18 protein-coding genes and 1 pseudogene are annotated in these 16,763 nt (G+C 69.3%); 12 read left to right on the plus strand and 7 right to left on the minus strand.

Annotated elements, in window-relative coordinates:
- The first annotated feature begins 73 nt into the window (after nt 1-73).
- The 4 genes from B5X82_RS13385 to B5X82_RS13400 are packed head-to-tail and all read left to right on the plus strand — an operon-like array spanning nt 74 to nt 3,025.
- The gene (locus B5X82_RS13385; protein WP_079648776.1) at nt 74-634 is read left to right on the plus strand and encodes a hypothetical protein; all 561 of its coding nucleotides are present in this window, start codon (nt 74-76) and stop codon (nt 632-634) included.
- A gap of 54 nt (nt 635-688) precedes the next feature.
- Nucleotides 689-1,156 (plus strand): RidA family protein, encoded by a 468-nt coding sequence (locus tag B5X82_RS13390; RefSeq protein WP_079648651.1) that lies wholly within the window; start codon nt 689-691, stop codon nt 1,154-1,156.
- Complete coding sequence (locus tag B5X82_RS13395) at nt 1,128-1,895, plus strand: glycerophosphodiester phosphodiesterase family protein (protein ID WP_235862687.1); 768 nt, start codon at nt 1,128-1,130, stop codon at nt 1,893-1,895. The genes B5X82_RS13390 and B5X82_RS13395 overlap by 29 nt, the downstream gene beginning before the upstream one ends.
- Nucleotides 1,889-3,025, plus strand: a complete 1,137-nt coding sequence (locus B5X82_RS13400) for a GNAT family N-acetyltransferase (protein WP_079648653.1) — start codon at nt 1,889-1,891, stop codon at nt 3,023-3,025. The genes B5X82_RS13395 and B5X82_RS13400 overlap by 7 nt, the downstream gene beginning before the upstream one ends.
- Before the next feature lie 220 nt (nt 3,026-3,245).
- On the opposite strand, the gene B5X82_RS13405 is transcribed toward B5X82_RS13400, so the two are convergent.
- Together B5X82_RS13405 and panC are read right to left on the minus strand one after the other, a co-directional pair.
- Complete coding sequence (locus tag B5X82_RS13405; protein ID WP_012048991.1) at nt 3,246-3,542, minus strand: hypothetical protein; 297 nt, start codon at nt 3,540-3,542, stop codon at nt 3,246-3,248.
- A gap of 246 nt (nt 3,543-3,788) precedes the next feature.
- A complete protein-coding gene (gene panC / locus B5X82_RS13410; RefSeq protein WP_079648777.1) occupies nt 3,789-4,637 on the minus strand; it encodes a pantoate--beta-alanine ligase in 849 nt (282 codons plus the stop codon).
- A gap of 83 nt (nt 4,638-4,720) precedes the next feature.
- On the opposite strand from panC, the gene B5X82_RS13415 reads away from it, so the two are divergent.
- The 4 genes from B5X82_RS13415 (at nt 4,721) to B5X82_RS13430 (ending at nt 9,880) form a co-directional block, all read left to right on the plus strand.
- Nucleotides 4,721-5,527, plus strand: coding sequence for a division plane positioning ATPase MipZ (locus tag B5X82_RS13415; RefSeq protein ID WP_079648654.1), 807 nt, complete (start codon nt 4,721-4,723; stop codon nt 5,525-5,527).
- Nucleotides 5,524-5,916, plus strand: a complete 393-nt coding sequence (locus B5X82_RS13420) for a J domain-containing protein (protein WP_079648655.1) — start codon at nt 5,524-5,526, stop codon at nt 5,914-5,916. Before B5X82_RS13415 ends, B5X82_RS13420 begins: the two co-directional genes overlap by 4 nt.
- A 58-nt stretch (nt 5,917-5,974) precedes the next feature.
- A complete protein-coding gene (pgmG, locus tag B5X82_RS13425) occupies nt 5,975-7,357 on the plus strand; it encodes a phosphoglucomutase/phosphomannomutase PgmG (RefSeq protein ID WP_079648656.1) in 1,383 nt (460 codons plus the stop codon).
- 117 nt (nt 7,358-7,474) lie between these two features.
- Nucleotides 7,475-9,880 (plus strand): ligase-associated DNA damage response DEXH box helicase, encoded by a 2,406-nt coding sequence (locus tag B5X82_RS13430; protein ID WP_079648657.1) that lies wholly within the window; start codon nt 7,475-7,477, stop codon nt 9,878-9,880.
- A 34-nt stretch (nt 9,881-9,914) separates the two neighbouring features.
- Here B5X82_RS13430 and B5X82_RS13435 read toward each other — a convergent pair whose 3' ends face one another.
- Complete coding sequence (locus tag B5X82_RS13435; protein ID WP_079648658.1) at nt 9,915-10,403, minus strand: hypothetical protein; 489 nt, start codon at nt 10,401-10,403, stop codon at nt 9,915-9,917.
- Between the two features lie 149 nt (nt 10,404-10,552).
- Here B5X82_RS13435 and B5X82_RS13440 point away from each other — a divergent pair, with 149 nt between their 5' ends.
- The 3 genes from B5X82_RS13440 (at nt 10,553) to B5X82_RS13450 (ending at nt 13,423) form a co-directional block, all read left to right on the plus strand.
- Entirely contained in the window at nt 10,553-11,119 is a 567-nt protein-coding gene (locus B5X82_RS13440) for an outer membrane protein (protein ID WP_079648659.1), read from the plus strand.
- 196 nt (nt 11,120-11,315) lie between these two features.
- Entirely contained in the window at nt 11,316-12,428 is a 1,113-nt protein-coding gene (gene dnaN / locus B5X82_RS13445) for a DNA polymerase III subunit beta (protein WP_079648660.1), read from the plus strand.
- Nucleotides 12,429-12,466: 38 nt separating this feature from the next.
- Nucleotides 12,467-13,423, plus strand: coding sequence for a glutaminase (locus B5X82_RS13450; protein WP_079648661.1), 957 nt, complete (start codon nt 12,467-12,469; stop codon nt 13,421-13,423).
- Between the two features lie 6 nt (nt 13,424-13,429).
- Here the strand turns inward: B5X82_RS13450 and B5X82_RS13455 are convergent.
- The 4 genes and pseudogenes from B5X82_RS13455 to B5X82_RS13470 all read right to left on the minus strand — a co-directional run bounded on the left by B5X82_RS13455 (nt 13,430) and on the right by B5X82_RS13470 (nt 15,431).
- A pseudogene (locus tag B5X82_RS13455) lies at nt 13,430-13,719 on the minus strand (GIY-YIG nuclease family protein).
- A 137-nt stretch (nt 13,720-13,856) separates the two neighbouring features.
- Complete coding sequence (locus tag B5X82_RS13460) at nt 13,857-14,246, minus strand: hypothetical protein (RefSeq protein WP_235862688.1); 390 nt, start codon at nt 14,244-14,246, stop codon at nt 13,857-13,859.
- A 35-nt stretch (nt 14,247-14,281) separates the two neighbouring features.
- A complete protein-coding gene (gene gloB / locus B5X82_RS13465) occupies nt 14,282-15,013 on the minus strand; it encodes a hydroxyacylglutathione hydrolase (protein WP_079648663.1) in 732 nt (243 codons plus the stop codon).
- A gap of 1 nt (nt 15,014) precedes the next feature.
- Nucleotides 15,015-15,431 carry a VOC family protein gene (locus tag B5X82_RS13470; protein WP_079648664.1) on the minus strand — a complete coding sequence of 139 codons (417 nt, stop codon included), beginning with the start codon at nt 15,429-15,431 and terminating at the stop codon, nt 15,015-15,017.
- 196 nt (nt 15,432-15,627) lie between these two features.
- Between B5X82_RS13470 and recF the strand changes: the two genes are divergently transcribed.
- Nucleotides 15,628-16,698 (plus strand): DNA replication/repair protein RecF, encoded by a 1,071-nt coding sequence (gene recF, locus B5X82_RS13475; protein ID WP_079648665.1) that lies wholly within the window; start codon nt 15,628-15,630, stop codon nt 16,696-16,698.
- The last annotated feature ends 65 nt before the right edge of the window (nt 16,699-16,763 follow it).

The raw sequence follows: 16,763 nt of genomic DNA on the forward strand, positions 1-16,763 counted from the left end.
GTCCAACGCGACGATACGCGCGACCGGCGGCCGGCCGTTGCTGATCACCGACTGCGACGAGGTGCTGCTCCACATGGTCACGCCCTTCGGCGCTTGGCTCGACGAGGCGCACGCGATCGACTTCGCGATGGAGCGGCCCGACTTCAGCGGCGCGCTCACCCGCCGCGCCGACAGCAGCCCGGTCGAGGAGGAGCATATCGGCCCGCTGCTCGACGCCTTCTTCACCACCGAGATGCACCGCCAGACGCTGGTCCCCCATGCCGCCCGCGCGCTGGCGACGATCGCCGAACTGGCCGACATCGTCGTCCTCACCAACCTGACCGACCAGTTCCACGCCGGCCGGGTCGCGCAGCTCGAGGCGGTCGGCATCCGCCACCGCGTCCAGTGCAATCAGGGCGGCAAGGGCCAGCCGGTCGCCGACCTGGTCGCCGAGTACCGGCCGTCGGCGACGGTGTTCGTCGACGACCTGCCCCACCATCACGCCTCGGTCGCGCGGCACGCGCCGGAGGTCTGGCGGCTGCACATGATCGCCGAGCCGCGCCTCGCCCGCCACCGCGCGCCCGCCGCCGACGCGCATGCCCGGATCGACGACTGGGCGGAGGCGCTGCCCTGGATCGTCGCGCGCTTCGCCTGAGAGTCTGTTAACAGCCCGCTTGACGCTTGGCGGGGACTACAGGAAAGAAACCCCATGACCATCGACAGCCGCCTTGCCGAACTGGGGATCGAACTTCCGGCCCCCGCCGCGCCGGTCGCCGCCTATGTGCCGGCGGTCGAGGCGAACGGCCTGCTCCATATCTCGGGCCAGCTCCCCTTCCGCGCCGACGGCAGCCTGATCACCGGCCGGCTCGGCCAGGACGTGACACTGGAGGAGGGTGCCGAAGCGGCGAAGCGCTGCGGCATCATGCTGATCGCGCAGATCAAGGCGGCGCTGGGCGGCGACCTGTCGCGGGTCGAGCGGATCGTCAAGCTGGGCGCCTTCATCGCGTCGACCACCGACTTCACCGACCAGCCCAAGGTCGCCAACGGCGCATCCGAGCTGATGCAGGCCGTGTTCGGCGACGCCGGCCGCCATGCGCGCAGTGCGGTCGGGGTTCCGGTGCTGCCGCTCGGCGCGGCCGTGGAGGTCGATGCCATTGTCGCTGTTCGGACTCTTTGATCGCTGGCGTTTTCCGGTCCCCGACGCCCGGCGCGTCGGCTTCCTGACGCGCACCCCCTTCGCCAACAGGGGCCTGCACGGCAGCCGCCATCCCGAGAACAGCCGCGCCGCGATCGAGGCGGCCGTGGCGATGGGCTATGGCGTCAAGGTCGACGTCCAGTTCAGCCTCGACGGCCTGGCCTATGTCATCGCCGATCCGACGATCGAGCGGATGACCGGCGAGAGCGGCCAGGTCCGGCATTTGTCGAGCAAGCATCTCGGCGAGGTCCGCCTGCGCGGCAGCGAGGAGACGATCCCCCAGCTCAAGGAGATATTGGGCCTGGTCGCGGGCCGCACCCCGGTGCTGGTCGAGCTCCGCACGATCGAGGGCCATGTCTCGCAGCTCTGCGTCGCCGTGCGCCACGCGATCGAAGGCTATCGCGGCGAGGCGGCGGTGATGTCGCTCCATCCCGAGGTGCCGCGCTGGTTCGCCTCGCACGGCAGTCGCATCACCCGCGGACTGATGCTGTCCGACGACAGTGTCTACGCGCGCGAGGCGGGGGCCGAGCAGATCAAGGCGATCTGGCGTTCGCGCCCCGAATTCCTGGCGGTCGACATTCGCGACCTGCCGAGCCGCTTCGCCCAGCGCCAGCGCAAGCGCGGCATCCCGATCCTGGCCTGGACGGTCGGATCGGCCGAACAGCAGGCGATCGCCGCCGATTGCGCCGACCAGATCATCTTCGAGGCGCCGGGATGGTAGAGCCCGTCACCGCCCGGACGGCGGAGGGGGTATGCAGCATCGATCGGGACGCGTGGGACGCGTGCGCGGGCGACGACAACCCGTTCGTCTCGCACGATTTCCTGTCGATCCTGGAGGAGTCGGGCAGCGCCACCGCGCGCACCGGCTGGCAGCCGATCCCTATCGTCATCGACGGCAATGACGCCCGCCCCGCCGCGATCCTGCCCGCCTATGCGAAGAGCCACAGCCAGGGCGAATATGTGTTCGACCATGCCTGGGCCGACGCCTGGCAGCGCGCGGGCGGCGACTATTATCCCAAGCTGCAGATCGCGGTGCCGTTCAGCCCGGTGCCTGGGCCCCGGCTGCTGCTCCGCGATCCCGGCCTCGCCCCGGCGCTGATCGCGGCGGCGGAGGCGCTGGTCGAGCAGCACGGCCTGTCGTCGGCGCACGCCACCTTCGTCGCGCCCGAGCAAGTGCCGCTGTTCGAGGCGGCGGGCTGGCTGATCCGCACCGACCGCCAGTTCCACTGGGCCAATCGCGGTTATGGCAGCTTCGAAGACTTCCTCGGCGCGCTCGCGTCGCGCAAGCGCAAGGCGATCCGCAAGGAGCGTGCCGCGGCGGTCGCGGGGCTGGAGATCGTCCACCTGACCGGCGCCGCGATCGAGGAGCGGCATTGGGACGCCTTCTGGCGCTTCTACCAGGATACCGGATCGCGCAAATGGGGGCGACCCTATCTGACCCGCCACTTCTTCTCGCTGCTCGGGCGGCGGATGGCGGACAGGGTGCTGCTGATGCTGGCGCTGCGCGATGGCGAGCCGATCGCCGGGGCGCTCAACCTGATCGGCGCCGACACGCTCTACGGCCGCTACTGGGGCTGTACCGAGGAAGTGCCCTTCCTCCATTTCGAGCTCTGCTACTATCAGGCGATCGACGCCGCGATCGAGCGCGGCCTCGCCCGGGTCGAGGCGGGGGCGCAGGGCGAGCACAAGCTGGCGCGCGGCTATGAGCCTGTGCCGACCTACTCCGCGCACTTCATCCCCCACGCCGGCTTCCGCCGCGCCGTCGCCGACTATCTGGACCAGGAGCGCCGAGCGGTGGCCGCGAACATCGAAGGGCTGGAGGAGTATACGCCGTTCCGAAAGGGGGCGTGAGTCTTTGATTAGGCCTCAGGCGCCGGCGGTCGCATCCGCGACCTTGGCTGTCCTCGCAGTAGCTCGGGCGGCCGTTCGGCCTTGCGGGACGCTGGTGCGTCCCGACGCAGAGCTGATCGTCGGAGCCCGCCAGGGCTCCGCAAGCGCGAACGCGCGCCCGAGCTTCTGCGAGGATAGCCAAGCGGGCGGATGCCCGCGCCGGCGCCTGAGGCTAAACAAACTACGCCGCCAGGCGGTTTCCGAACCCCAGCATCGCACGCGCCTGGCGCTGCGCTTCGAGCACTTCGCGCGCGGTCATCTCCTCGGCGATCTCGGCGCGGCACTCGGCGGCGCGGAGGTTGCCGCCGATCGCGGCGATGTTGAACCATTTGTGCGCGGCGACGAGGTCGAGGGGGCAGCCGTCGGCCCCCGCCGAGAAGGAGACGCCGAGCTGGAAGCAGGCGTCGATGTCCCCCGCCATTGCGTCGCGCAGGCGGGCTTCGGTCAGGAATTGATGCGACTTGAGGCTGTGACCCATGTCTCGCTCCACTGTTCCCCCGGGAGCGATGACGGCCTCTGCTGGCCGACCGCGCCGTTCCCCAACAAGGTTAACGGCGCAGCGGGGACAGGCTTAAATTTCCCCTCCCTTTCAAGGGAGGGGCCGGGGGTGGGTGGCGAGTGCAGCGAGCCTCCTCGCTCGTCCCGTAGAACTCCGCCAAGGGGGATCGACCCCTTGGCTGCGTTACCCACCCCTAACCCCTCCCTTGAAAGGGAGGGGGATAGATCAGAGGTCCGGCTCCACCGCGAGATTGTCGATCAGCCGGGTGCCGCCGAGCTTGGCCGCGGCGATCAGGCGGGCGGGGCCGTCGAGCCGGTCGACCGGTTCGAGGGTCGCCGCGTCGACCAGCGCGACATAGTCGATCGGGTCGAAGCCCGCCTCGGCCAGCCGCGCGGTCGCCGCCGCGAGTGCCGCCGCGACGTCGCCACCCCGGCCGATCGCCGCCGCCGCCTCGCCGAGCGCGCGGGGCAGGGTGCGCGCGGTGACGCGCTCCTCGGGGCTCAGATAGGCGTTGCGCGAGGACAGGGCGAGACCATCATCGTCGCGCTGGGTGGGCACGCCGATGATCTCGATGTCGATGTCGAGATCGGCGACGAAGCGGCGGATCACCGCAAGCTGCTGGAAATCCTTCTCGCCGAAGAAGGCGATGTCCGGCTTCACCTGCTGGAACAGCTTGGTGACGACAGTGGCGACCCCGGCGAAATGGCCCGGGCGGGCCGCGCCGTCCCAGCGCTCGCTGACCCCGCCGACCGAGATGCTGGTAGCGAAATCCTGCGGATACATCGTCGCCACGTCGGGCGCCCAGAGCAGCGCGGCGCCGGCGGCCTCGAGCATCGCCACGTCGGCCGCCTCGCGGCGCGGATAGGCGTCGAGATCCTCATTGGGCCCGAACTGGGTGGGGTTGACGAAGATCGACACCACCACCTGGCAGCCGCGGCTGCGCGCCGCATCCACCAGCGCGACATGGCCGCGATGGAGCGCACCCATGGTGGGCACCAGCGCCACCGGCGCCCCACTTATCCTCAATTTTGCGACCTCCTGCCGGAGATCGTCTATGTTCCGAACGATTTGCACCAATTATAGTCCCCGTTTAGTGAGACGCTCCTTGGACAAGGCCGGCCGCTCGATCAAGCGCGGTGCGGCGAAGGGAACATAGTTTGCCAAACGCCCATCTCATCACCTTCGCCAACGAAAAGGGCGGATCGGGGAAATCGACCACTTCGGTCCACGTCGCGGTCGCGCTCGCGACCGCCGGGCGGCGGGTCGCCGCGATCGACCTCGATACGCGCCAGCGCACCCTCGCCCGCTATCTCGAGAACCGGCTGGCGACCGCGCAACGCACCGGCGAGGCGCTGGCCACGCCGAGCTTCGAGACCTTCGATCCGGCGCGCGGCCATCTGCTCGACGATCTGATCGAGGGCTTCGCCGCCGATCACGAGGTCATCGTCATCGACACGCCGGGCCGCGACGACGAACATGCCCGCGCCGCCATCGTCCGCGCCGATACGCTGGTGACGCCGATCAACGACAGCTTCGTCGACCTCGACCTGATCGGCCAGGTCGACCCCGAGACCTTCAAGATCCGCCGCCCGAGCTTCTATTCGGAACTGGTCTGGGAGGCACGCAAGGCGCGCGGCCGGATCGACGGCGGCACGGTCGACTGGGTGCTGCTGCGCAACCGCCTCCAGCACCTCGAGGCGCGCAACATGCGGCGCGTCGCCGACGCGATGCAGGAGCTGTCGAAGCGGGTCGGCTTCCGCGTGATTCCCGGCCTGTCCGAACGTGTCATCTACCGCGAGCTCTTCCCCAAGGGGCTGACCCTGCTCGATCTCAAGGCGATCGGCAGCGAGGCCGGGATCGGTCATGTCGCCGCGCGGCAGGAGCTGCGCGAGATGGTCGCGGGCCTCGCACTGTCGCAATGGCCCCAGCATCAGGCCGCGCCCAGCCAGGCGGCGGCCGGATGATCCTGTTGCTGCTGGCGGCCGCGGCGGTCGCCTGGTGGCAATGGGGGCGCGGGCTGGACCGCCAGCAGCTCACCGCCGCCGCCTCGGCGCTCGGCGGTCTGCTGCTGCTGACCCGCGGCGCGTGGATGATCGCGCTGCCGATGTTCCTGCCCGGCATCTGGCTGCTGATGCGGCCGGACCGCATGGGCGCCGCTTCACCGCCGGCGATGGACGGGGAAGAGGCCCGCCGCGTGCTTGGCGTCGCCCCCGGCGCCGATGCCGACGCGATCCGCGCCGCGCACCGCCGGCTGGTCGCGCGGGTCCATCCCGACCAGGGCGGCTCGGCCGAACTGGCCGGGCGCGTCAACGCGGCGCGCGACATATTGCTGGCGGAACTGCGGAAGCGCTAATCACGTTGAGCGCTCGCCTTACGGCATCCGCCTGTACCGTCCCTCAACGGAGGATGATTTGACCCATCGTTTCGACCCGACCTCGCTGCGCGAATATGACATCCGCGGAATCGTCGGAAAGACGCTGGGGCCCGCCGACGCCTATGCGATCGGCCGCGGCTTCGCGACCCATGTCCGCCGGGCCGGCGGCACCCGGGTCGCGGTCGGGTGGGACGGGCGCGTCTCGTCCGAATCGCTGCGAGACGAACTGGTCCGCGGCCTGACCGGGAGCGGCGTCGACGTCGTCCGCACCGGCCTCGGCCCGACCCCGATGCTCTATTTCGCCGAGGCGACGCTCGAGGTGGACGGCGGCATCCAGATCACCGGCAGCCACAATCCGGCCGATTATAACGGCTTCAAGATGGTGCTGCAGCACAAGCCCTTCTTCGCCGACCAGATCCAGTCGATCGGCCGCATGGCCGCCGAGGGCGAGTGGGAGGAAGGCGCCGGCACCGTCACCGACGCCGATGTCGAGGACCTCTATGTCGACCGGCTGCTCCAGGACTTCGCCGGGCCGGCCTTCCGGATCGGCTGGGACAATGGCAACGGCGCGGGCGGCCGCATCCTGGAGAAGCTGGTGAAGCGCCTGCCCGGCGAGCACCTTGTCCTCTATGCCGAGATCGACGGCCGCTTCCCCAACCATCATCCCGACCCGACCGAGGAGAAGAACCTCGCCGACCTCAAGGCGCTGGTCGCGGAGAAAGGGCTCGACTTCGGCATCGCCTTCGACGGCGATGCCGACCGGATCGGCGCGATAGACGGTCGGGGCCGGGTGGTGTGGGGCGACCAGATCCTCTCGATCCTCGCCGAGCCGGTGCTGGAGGAGGTGCCCGGCGGCACGATCATCGCCGACGTCAAGGCCAGCCAGGCGCTGTTCGATCGGATCGCCGAGCTCGGCGGGACGCCCTGCATGTGGAAGACCGGCCATAGCCTGATCAAGGTGAAGATGGCCGAGACCGACAGTCCGCTCGCCGGCGAGATGTCGGGCCACATCTTTTTCAAGCATCGCTGGTACGGCTTCGACGATGCGCTTTATTCGGCGGTCCGCCTGATCGAGGCGATCGGCCGGCTCGGCGGATCGCTGACCGCGCTCAAGGACCGGATGCCGGTGCTGGTGAACACCCCCGAGATGCGCTTCCAGGTCGACGAGAGCCGCAAGTTCAAGGTGGTCGAGGAGGTGCTCGACCGGCTCGAAGCGGCCGGCGCCAAGGTGAACCGCACCGACGGCGCGCGCGTCGACACCCCCGACGGCTGGTGGCTGCTGCGCGCGTCGAACACCCAGGACGTCCTCGTCGCCCGCGCCGAGGCGAAGGACCAGGCCGGACTCGACCGCCTGCTCGCCCAGATCGACGAGCAGCTGGCGCTGTCGGGCCTCGAGCGCGGGGAACAGGTCGCGCATTGAAGCCGAGACCGCCCGTCATCCCAGCGAAAGCTGGGATCTCCCTTCTTTCGCCTTGTTCTCCCCGCGCGAAGGCAGTGAGATTCCAGCTTTCGCTGGAATGACGGGAGAGGGCGGGCCATGACCGACCTCCCCCCACCCCTCGCCGACTGGTTCGCGGCCAAGGGCTGGGCGCCGCGCCGGCACCAGATGGAGATGCTCGCCGCTGCCCGCGCCGGGCAGGACGCGCTGCTCGTCGCGCCGACCGGATCGGGCAAGACCCTCGCCGGCTTCCTGCCCACGCTGGTCGAACTGGTCGAGGCGCCGCGCGAGGGGCTCCACACCCTCTATGTCTCGCCACTCAAGGCGCTCGCGGTCGACGTCCGCCGCAACCTGCTGACCCCGATCGAGGAGATGGGGCTCGACATCCGGGTCGAGACGCGAACCGGCGACACCCCGTCCGACCGCAAGGCACGGCAGCGGGCGAAGCCGCCGCAGATATTGCTGACCACCCCCGAATCGCTCAGCCTGCTGCTCTCCTATCCCGACAGCGCGGCACTGTTCGCGGGGCTCCGGACGGTGGTGATCGACGAGGTCCACGCCTTCGCCACCACCAAGCGCGGCGACCTGCTGGCGCTGTCGCTCGCCCGGCTCGGCAGCCTCGCGCCCGGCCTGCGCCGGGTCGCGCTGTCGGCGACGATCGCCGACGTCGACGCCTATCGCGGCTGGCTGTCGGGCGACGGCGACTATCGGGCGGTGGCGCTGGTCGAGGGCGATCCCGGCGCGACGCCGCGGATCGACATGCTGATCCCCGAGGGGCGCATCCCCTGGGCCGGCCATTCGGGGCGCTACGCCGCCGAGCAGGTGATGGCCGAGATCGAGACCCACAAGACGACGATCATCTTCTGCAACACCCGCAGCCTCGCCGAGCTGATCTTCCAGGACCTGTGGAAGGTCAACGCGATGAGCCTGCCGATCGGCATCCATCACGGATCGCTGTCGCGCGAGGCGCGCCGCAAGGTGGAGGAGGCGATGGCGGCCGGGCGGCTGCGCGCGCTGGTCGCGACCGCCAGCCTCGACCTCGGCGTCGACTGGGGCGATGTCGACCTTGTGATCCAAATGGGGGCGCCCAAGGGCGCCTCGCGCCTGCTCCAGCGGATCGGCCGCGCCAATCACCGGCTCGACGAGCCGAGCGAGGCAGTGATCGTCCCGGGCAACCGCTTCGAATATCTGGAGGGCCGCGCGGCGCTCGACGCGATCGCGGCGGGAGACCTCGACAATGAGCCGTTCCGCGCCGGCAGCATCGACGTGCTCGCCCAGCATGTGCTGGCGATCGCCTGTGCCGGGCCGTTCCGTGCCGAGGATCTGCTCGCCGAGGTCAACCGCGCCGCGCCCTATGCGACGCTGACCCCCGCGCAGTTCGACCGGGTGCTCGGCTATATCGCCAATGGCGGCTATGCGCTGAAGGCCTATGAGAAATTCCGCCGTCTCACCCGCACGCCGGACGGGCAGTGGCGGCTCAGCCACCCCAATTTCGCCGCCCAGCACCGGCTCAATGCCGGGATCATCGTCGAGGCGCCGATGCTCGACGTGCGGTTCCGCAACGGCCGCAGCCTCGGCAAGGTCGAGGAGGGGTTCGGCACCACATTGTCGCCGGGCGACTGCTTCTTCTTCATGGGCATGGCGCTCGAGGTGCAGAAGATCGACCTCACCGACCTGATCGTCCGCGCCACCTCCAAGCCCGCGCGCATCCCGACCTATGGCGGCGCGCGCATGCCGATCTCGACCCACCTCGCCGACCGGGTGCGCGCCTATCTCCACGACCCGTCGCAATGGCCGCGCTTCCCCGACGACGTCCGCGAATGGCTGGAGATGCAGGACCGCCGATCGCGGCTGCCCGCGCCCGACGAACTGCTGGTCGAAACCTTCCCGCACGAGAAGCGCCACTATATGGTGATCTACAGCTTCGAGGGCTGGAACGCGCACCAGTCGCTCGGCATGCTGCTGACCCGGCGTATGGAGAGCCAGGGTCTGTCGCCGCTCGGCTTCGTCTCCTCCGACTATGCGATCGCCTGCTATTCGATCGAGCCGGTCACCGACCCCGCCAGCCTGTTCTCGCCCGAGATATTGGAGGAGGAGTTCGTCGACTGGGTCGAGGGGTCGGCGCTGCTCAAGCGCGCCTTCCGCGAGGTGGCGGTGATCGGCGGGCTGGTCGAGCGCCAGCATCCCGGCAAGAAGAAATCAGGCCGGCAGGTCACCTTCTCGACCGACCTGATCTACGACGTGCTGCGCCGCTACGAACCCGACCACCTCCTGCTCGACGCCGCCTGGGCCGATGCGCGGGCGAAGATGACCGACGTCGGCCGGCTCGGCGCGCTGATCGAGCGCGCGGCCGAGCATATCGTCCATGTGCAGCTCGACCGCGTCTCCCCGCTCGCGGTGCCGGTGCTGGTGCTGATCGGCCGGGAGACGGTCGCCCAGGGCCTCGCCGACGACGTGCTGCTGATCGAGGCCGACGCCCTCGCGGCCGAGGCGATGCGGGAGTGACTCCCAGGTCCCCTCCCCGCAAGGGAGGGGAATGTCACCGCCCCGCGCACCCCAGCGTTGCCGCATCGATCGCGGTGGCGACGCCCTTGAGCAGATAGCCGTCGGAGCGGTTGCGGCCGTCGTTCGACACCCAGGCGATCCGCATCGAGGTCGCGCCGCGCATCGCCCCGATGATCGCGGCGTCGGCGCGGGGGTCGGGGGCCCAGGCGTCCAGGCTCGCCGCGACCAAGGGGAAGCTGCGGTCGCCGAAGATCAGCCGGATGGGGCTGTTCGGCCGGCGGGGCTCGCGCAGGCGGAAATGGACCTGCCCGCCGATCTTCTGCCGCGGCCAGACCGCGACCGACGCGAAGCTGCGCCATTCGCCCGAACCGCGCCGTTCCGGCGTCGCGATCGCATAGCAGCGCAGCGGTCGCGCATCACGGAACGCGCCCCAATTGCCGAAAATTCCCAGTGGTACCCGGCCCGGCGGGGCCGCCGAAACGAGCACCGGCAGGGCGAACAGCCAGCAAATCCGCGCCTTCAACTGTCAACCCCCTGCTCGTACGACTGTAGCAAAAATATCACAAATTCCGTTGTTTATCTGGCGTTCATGCAACAACTCGCGCTTTGGTGCACTAGGCCACCCACGTCTCCGGCACCAAAAGGGGACGAGGTTAGAAATGGAGTTATACTATGCGTAGCATCGTTGTCGCCGCCCTCCTCGCGGCCAGCGCAGCCACCCCGGCCCTCGCCCAGGACAATGCGCCGTTCACCGGCCCCCGCGTCGAAGGCATCGTCGGGTGGGATCGCGTTTCCAACAACGGGCATGACGACGCCGTGACCTACGGTCTCGGCGCCGGATACGATTTCCAGATGGGCGGCGCGGTCCTCGGCGTCGAGGCGGAAGCCTCGGATTCGAGCGCCAAGAGCTGCATCGGTTCCGCCACCGCCGCCGATCCGCGGCTCTGCGCCAAGGCCGGCCGTGACCTCTATGTCGGCGGCCGCGTCGGCACCGTCGTCGGCGGCAAGGCCCTGCTCTATGCCAAGGCGGGCTACACCAACGCGCGCGCCAAGGCGTCGCTCGACGACGGCACCACGGTGCTGCGCGACAGCGGCAACTATGACGGCGTCCGCGTCGGCGCCGGCGTCGAATATGCCCTCGGCACCAACGCCTATGTGAAGGCAGAGTATCGCTACTCGAACTATGAGCAGGGCTTCTCGCGCAATCAGGTCGTGGGCGGCTTCGGTTTCCGCTTCTGATCACCCGTTGTTCGTTGCGTAGCATGGAAGGGCCCGGCGGCGACGCCGGGCCCTTTTCCTTTGCCCGGAAGCGGGGGAGCGAATACGCGACGAACGCCCGCGATTTATCCCCAGCTTTTGACGCTTTGGGCTGGCGGGGCCGCAAAGCCGCGCTATAACCATCCTCCATTTGACATCGGGGATACCGGGGCAGTCTATGAAGGCTACGATCGAACGCGCGACGCTTCTCAAGAGTCTGGGTCACGTCCAGTCGGTCGTCGAACGGCGCAACACCATCCCGATCCTGTCGAACGTGCTGATCGAGGCAACGCCCGAAGGCACGCTCCGCCTGATGGCGACCGACCTCGACCTGCAGATCGTCGAGGCCGTTCCCGCCGCGGTCGATCAGCCGGGCGCCACCACCGTGTCGGCGCACACGCTGTTCGACATCGCCCGCAAGCTGCCCGAAGGGTCGCAGGTCCAGCTCTCGGCCGCCGAGGGCAAGATGCAGGTCGTCGCCGGCCGCGCCCGCTTCAACCTGCAGACCCTGCCCAAGGACGATTTCCCGATGATCGCCGAGGGCGAGCTGCCGACCCGGTTCGAGCTGCCCGCCGAGACGCTCAAGCAGCTCATCGACAAGACCCGCTTCGCGATCTCGACCGAAGAGACCCGCTATTATCTCAACGGCATCTTCTTCCACGTGCAGGACGAGGGGTCGCCGGTGCTGAAGGCCGCGGCGACCGACGGCCATCGTCTCGCCCGCGTCACCATCGCCCGCCCCGACGGCGCCGAGGGGATGCCCGACATCATCATCCCGCGCAAATGCGTGGGCGAGTTGCGCAAGCTGCTCGACGAGGTCGACGGCTCGGTCGACATCACCCTGTCGTCGACCAAGATCCGCTTCGGCCTCGGTACCGCGATCCTGACCTCGAAGCTGATCGACGGCACCTTCCCCGATTACAACCGGGTGATCCCGACCGCGAACGACAAGCTGCTCAAGATCGATCCGAAGAGCTTCATGGAGGGCGTCGACCGCGTCGCCACCATCGCCTCGGAAAAGACCCGCGCGGTCAAGATGGCGCTCGACCGCGACAAGATCACCCTGTCGGTGACGAGCCCCGAGAACGGCACCGCGGCCGAGGAAGTCCCCGGCGACTATGCCGCCCCCGGCTTCGAGATCGGCTTCAACGCGCGCTATCTGCTCGACATCCTCGGCCAGATCGACGGCGACACGGTCGAGGTCCATCTGGCCGACGCCGCCGCGCCGACGCTGATCCGCGAGAACGACAAGGCGCCCGCGCTCTACGTCCTGATGCCGATGCGGGTCTGATCGCGACGCGGGGGCGATAGCCGGGGAGGAGGACGCAGATGCCGGTCACGGTCGCGCCCGATCTCCAGGCCATCGTCGACCGCATCGCCGCGGAAATGGCCGGCCGCGAGGAACGCGGCAAGGTCGCCGACTATATTCCCGGCCTCGCCCGGGTCGATCCGAAGCATTTCGGCATCGCCGTCGCCACCCATGACGGCCGCATGTTCGCGGCCGGCGACGCCGACGCCGCCTTCTCGATCCAGTCGGTGTCGAAGGTGTTCGCGCTGACCATCGCGCTCGGCAAGGTCGGCGACGCGCTGTGGAAGCGGGTGGGGCGCGAGCCGTCGGGCAACGCCTTCAACTCGATCGTCCAGCTCGAGGCCGAGCAGGGCATCCCGCGCAACCCGTTCATCAACGCCGGGGCGATCGTCGTGTCCGACGTGGTCCTCGCCGGCCATGCGCCGAAGGAGGCGATTGGCGAGATATTGCGCTTCGTCCGCGATCTCGCCGGCGACGACGGCATCGTCATCGACGACGAGGTGGCGCAGGGCGAGGCCGATACCGGCTTCCGCAACGCCGCGCTCGCCAACTACATGCGCAGCTTCGGCAATATCCACCATCCGGTCGATCAGGTGCTGGGAGTCTATTTCCACCAGTGCGCGCTGGCGATGAGCTGCCGCCAGCTCGCCCGCGCCGGCCGCTTCCTGATGCACGAGGGTCAGCACCCCGACACCGGCTTCAACATCGTCTCGCCAATGCGCGCGCGCCGGATCAACGCGCTGATGATGCTGTGCGGCCATTATGACGGATCGGGCGAGTTCGCCTTCCGGGTCGGCATCCCCGGCAAGTCGGGGGTGGGCGGCGGCATCCTCTGCGTGGTGCCGGGCATCGCCTCGATCGCGGTATGGTCCCCCGGCCTCAACGAGCGCGGCAACTCGACCCTCGGCTCCCTCGCCCTCGAACGCCTCGCCGCGGCGACAGGCTGGTCGGTGTTCAACCAGCGCGAGCCGGGGTAAAGCGATCTAGCTCAAGATCGTCTCGAACTGGTCGCGCCATTGCGGATTGAGGACCTCGACCAGATCGATCTTCCACGACCGCTTCCAGGCCTTGAGCGCCTTCTCGCGGGCGATGGCTTCAGCGATCGTCGCATGCGGTTCGGCGAGCACCAGCCGGCCCAGCTTGTAGCGGGCGCAGAAATCCGAACCCTGGCCGCTCCGGTGCTGATGATGCGCGCGGGCAGGTCGGCGGTCACGCCGACATAAAGGACATCGCGAACCCGATTGGTCATGACGTAGGTCCAACCGCCGTTCATGGCTTCATACGCCCCCCATCGTCATCCCAGCGAAAGCTGGGATCTCACTTTTCTTTGTTCCTCGCCCTTGTCGGGAGCGTGAAAAGGCAGGGAGATCCCAGCTTTCGCTGGGATGACGGCGTGTTTTCGGCCCGCGCCTATTTCGTATAGGGCACGAATTCGCCCAGCCCGCAGGCGCCGTAGGTGATCGGCGAGCTCGGCTCGGCGATCGTCACCAAGTCGTTGCCGCAGAGCTGGCTGGTGTTGGTGTGGGTGATCAGCACCCGGTTGGGACGGAGCAGCGCGCAGCGGCCGCCATCGGGCTGGTTGACGTACCAGCGGCGCGATGATTCCTTATAGATGATCGCGGTCTCGTCGACGATCCGGATCGACTGGATGCGGCGGAGCTGGACGCATGACACCGGCGCCCCAGCGGTGCGGCCCGCCAGTTCCTTCTGCGCCTTGGCGGAGAGCGGCTGCGGCGCGTCCGACGCAGCGAGCAGCAGCGGCAATGCGAACAGGGGAAGGAGCGAACGGGCTCGGGGCATGGCGACTCTCCTCGATCTTCCGATCATAGACGGAATCACCCGCGGAAAACATCTTTCGCCGCGCGCCGCCGGGCCAGTTCCTCGACGCTGCCCGCGCGCATGAAGGGGTTGGTTTCGCGTTCGAGGCCGATCGTCGTCGGCACCGTCGCCTCACCCCTCGCCCGCGCCGCGTCGACCTGCTCCATCCGCGCCCGGATCGCGCCGTTATCAGGTTCGGCGACGAGCGCGTAGCGGCCGTTGGACTGGGTATATTCGTGCGCGCAATAGACGCGGGTCGCATCGGGCAGCGCCGCCAGCCGGTCCATGTTCGCGTGCATCTGCGCGGGCGTGCCCTCGAACAGCCGGCCGCAGCCCATCGCGAACAGCGTGTCGCCGACGAACACCGCCTGCTCGCCGGGCAGGTGGATGGCGATATGGCCGGCGGTGTGCGCGGGCACCTCCATCACCGTCCCCTCGACCGCGCCGATCCGGACGGAATCGCCCTCGCGCAGCGGCACGTCGAGCGAGGGGATCTTCGCCGCCTCGGCCGCCGGCGCGCTCACCCGCGCGCCGGTCGCCGCCTTGATCGCGTCGTTGCCGCCGATATGGTCGCCATGCCAGTGGGTGTTCCAGATCTGGCCGATCGTCCAGCCGCGCCGTTCCGCCTCCGCCAGCACCGGCTCGGCCACCGCCGGATCGACCGCGACGGTCTCTCCCGACGCCGGCTCGTGCAGCAGCCAGACATAATTGTCGCTGAGCACCGGGATGCGGACGATCTCGACGCTCATCTCACCAATGGCCCGTGTTCGGCATCGATGCCCAGGGCTCGGCCGGGGCAAGCCGCTCGCCGGCCTGGAGCAGCTCGATCGAGATGTTGTCGGGGGTGCGGACGAAGGCCATGTGCCCGTCGCGCGGCGGCCGGTTGATCGTCACGCCGGCGTCCATCAGCCGCTGGCAGACCGCGTAGATATCGTCGACGCGATAGGCGAGATGGCCGAAATTGCGCCCCTCGCCATAGCCCTTCTCGTCCCAGTTGTGGGTGAGCTCGACCTGGGCCTGCTCGTCGCCCGGGGCGGCGAGGAAGATCAGGCTGAAGCGTCCCGCCTCATTGTCCATGCGATCGATCTGGCGCAGGCCGAGCAGCTCGAAGAAGCGGATCGTCTCCTCGGGATCGGACACGCGGATCATGGTGTGGAGATATTTCATTCGCCCTATCTAGGAGCCGGCGCCGGCGATGCAAAGAGGCGCGGGAGACTGGGACGCTATCTTCTGGATAGGCATATCTAACCGTTCGTCCCGAGCGCAGTCGCGGGGCTCGGGACGAACGGAAAATATCAACTGGCTTGAACCAGCCATCGGCGCGACGGCTTCCCCTCGCCCGCAAAATCGCCAATGAGGGGCCATGACCGTGGCCCGCCTGATGCTGACCGACTTCCGCAGCTATGCGTCGGCGACGATCGCGGCGGGGCCGGGCTTCGTCGTGCTGACCGGCGAGAACGGCGCGGGCAAGACCAACATCCTCGAGGCGGTGTCGATGCTCGGACCGGGACGCGGCCTGCGCGGCGCGGCGCTGGCGGAGATGGCGCGCGAAGGCGGGGCGGGCGGCTTCGCCGTCGCGGCCGAGCTGTCGGACGAGGTGCGGCTCGGCACCGGCACCACGCCCGGCGCGCCCGAGCGGCGGCAGGTGCGGATCAACGGCGCGCCCGCCTCGGCCACCGCGCTCGGCGAATGGCTGTCGCTGCTGTGGCTCACCCCGGCGATGGACCGGCTGTTCACCGAGGGCGCCGAGGGCCGCCGCCGCTTCCTCGACCGCCTCGTCCTCGCGATCGAACCCGGCCATGCCCGCCATGTCAGCCGCTACGACGCCGCGATGCGCGCGCGCAACAAGCTGCTCGCCGCCGAGGGACCGCCCGACGACGCCTGGCTCGACGCGCTGGAGGCGCAGCTCGGCCAGCACGGCCAGGCGATCGCAGAAGCGCGCGCCCGCACCGTCACCGCGCTGGCCCTGCGCATCGCTGCCGAGCCCGACGCGCCGTTCGCCCGCGCGGCGCTGGCGATCGAGGGCTGGGTCCCGTCGCGCCGGCCGCTCGCCGAGGAGCTGCGCCACGGCCGCGCCCGCGACAGGACGGCCGGCCGCACCCTGGCGGGGCCACACCGCCAGGACCTCGCCGTGGCGCACGCCGCCAAGCAGCAGCCCGCCGCCCGCGCCTCGACCGGGGAGCAGAAGGCGCTGCTGCTCGGCATCGTCCTCGCCCATGCCGACCTCGTCGCCGAACGGCGCGGCCGGCGGCCGATCCTGCTGATGGACGAGGTCGCGGCCCATCTCGACCCCGTCCGCCGCGCCGCGCTGTTCGAACGCCTCGGCCGGAGCGGGGGACAGATCTGGCTAACCGGCACCGAACGCGCGCTGTTCGACGGGATCGGCGAGGCGACCTGGCTGGCGGTGGGTGCGGGACGGGTGGAACCGGCCTGAATGTCGTGCGAGGCGACATTCGTCGCCCATCGAAGCCGGCGTGGAAGGCCGTCGGCACGCCGCTT

The sequence above is a fragment of the Rhizorhabdus histidinilytica genome (assembly GCF_900167915.1).
Lineage (GTDB): Bacteria > Pseudomonadota > Alphaproteobacteria > Sphingomonadales > Sphingomonadaceae > Rhizorhabdus > Rhizorhabdus histidinilytica.

Excerpts from the sequence above, each read along its gene's own strand:
- B5X82_RS13385 (WP_079648776.1), top strand. The coding sequence starts at position 74 with ATGGTCACGCCCTTCGGCGCTTGGCTCGACGAGGCGCACGCGATCGAC.
- B5X82_RS13390 (WP_079648651.1), top strand. The coding sequence starts at position 689 with ATGACCATCGACAGCCGCCTTGCCGAACTGGGGATCGAACTTCCGGCC.
- B5X82_RS13395 (WP_235862687.1), top strand. The coding sequence starts at position 1,128 with ATGCCATTGTCGCTGTTCGGACTCTTTGATCGCTGGCGTTTTCCGGTC.
- B5X82_RS13400 (WP_079648653.1), top strand. The coding sequence starts at position 1,889 with ATGGTAGAGCCCGTCACCGCCCGGACGGCGGAGGGGGTATGCAGCATC.
- B5X82_RS13405 (WP_012048991.1), bottom strand. The coding sequence starts at position 3,542 with ATGGGTCACAGCCTCAAGTCGCATCAATTCCTGACCGAAGCCCGCCTG.
- B5X82_RS13420 (WP_079648655.1), top strand. The coding sequence starts at position 5,524 with ATGATCCTGTTGCTGCTGGCGGCCGCGGCGGTCGCCTGGTGGCAATGG.
- B5X82_RS13430 (WP_079648657.1), top strand. The coding sequence starts at position 7,475 with ATGACCGACCTCCCCCCACCCCTCGCCGACTGGTTCGCGGCCAAGGGC.
- B5X82_RS13440 (WP_079648659.1), top strand. The coding sequence starts at position 10,553 with ATGCGTAGCATCGTTGTCGCCGCCCTCCTCGCGGCCAGCGCAGCCACC.
- dnaN (WP_079648660.1), top strand. The coding sequence starts at position 11,316 with ATGAAGGCTACGATCGAACGCGCGACGCTTCTCAAGAGTCTGGGTCAC.
- B5X82_RS13450 (WP_079648661.1), top strand. The coding sequence starts at position 12,467 with ATGCCGGTCACGGTCGCGCCCGATCTCCAGGCCATCGTCGACCGCATC.
- B5X82_RS13460 (WP_235862688.1), bottom strand. The coding sequence starts at position 14,246 with ATGCCCCGAGCCCGTTCGCTCCTTCCCCTGTTCGCATTGCCGCTGCTG.
- gloB (WP_079648663.1), bottom strand. The coding sequence starts at position 15,013 with ATGAGCGTCGAGATCGTCCGCATCCCGGTGCTCAGCGACAATTATGTC.
- B5X82_RS13470 (WP_079648664.1), bottom strand. The coding sequence starts at position 15,431 with ATGAAATATCTCCACACCATGATCCGCGTGTCCGATCCCGAGGAGACG.
- recF (WP_079648665.1), top strand. The coding sequence starts at position 15,628 with ATGACCGTGGCCCGCCTGATGCTGACCGACTTCCGCAGCTATGCGTCG.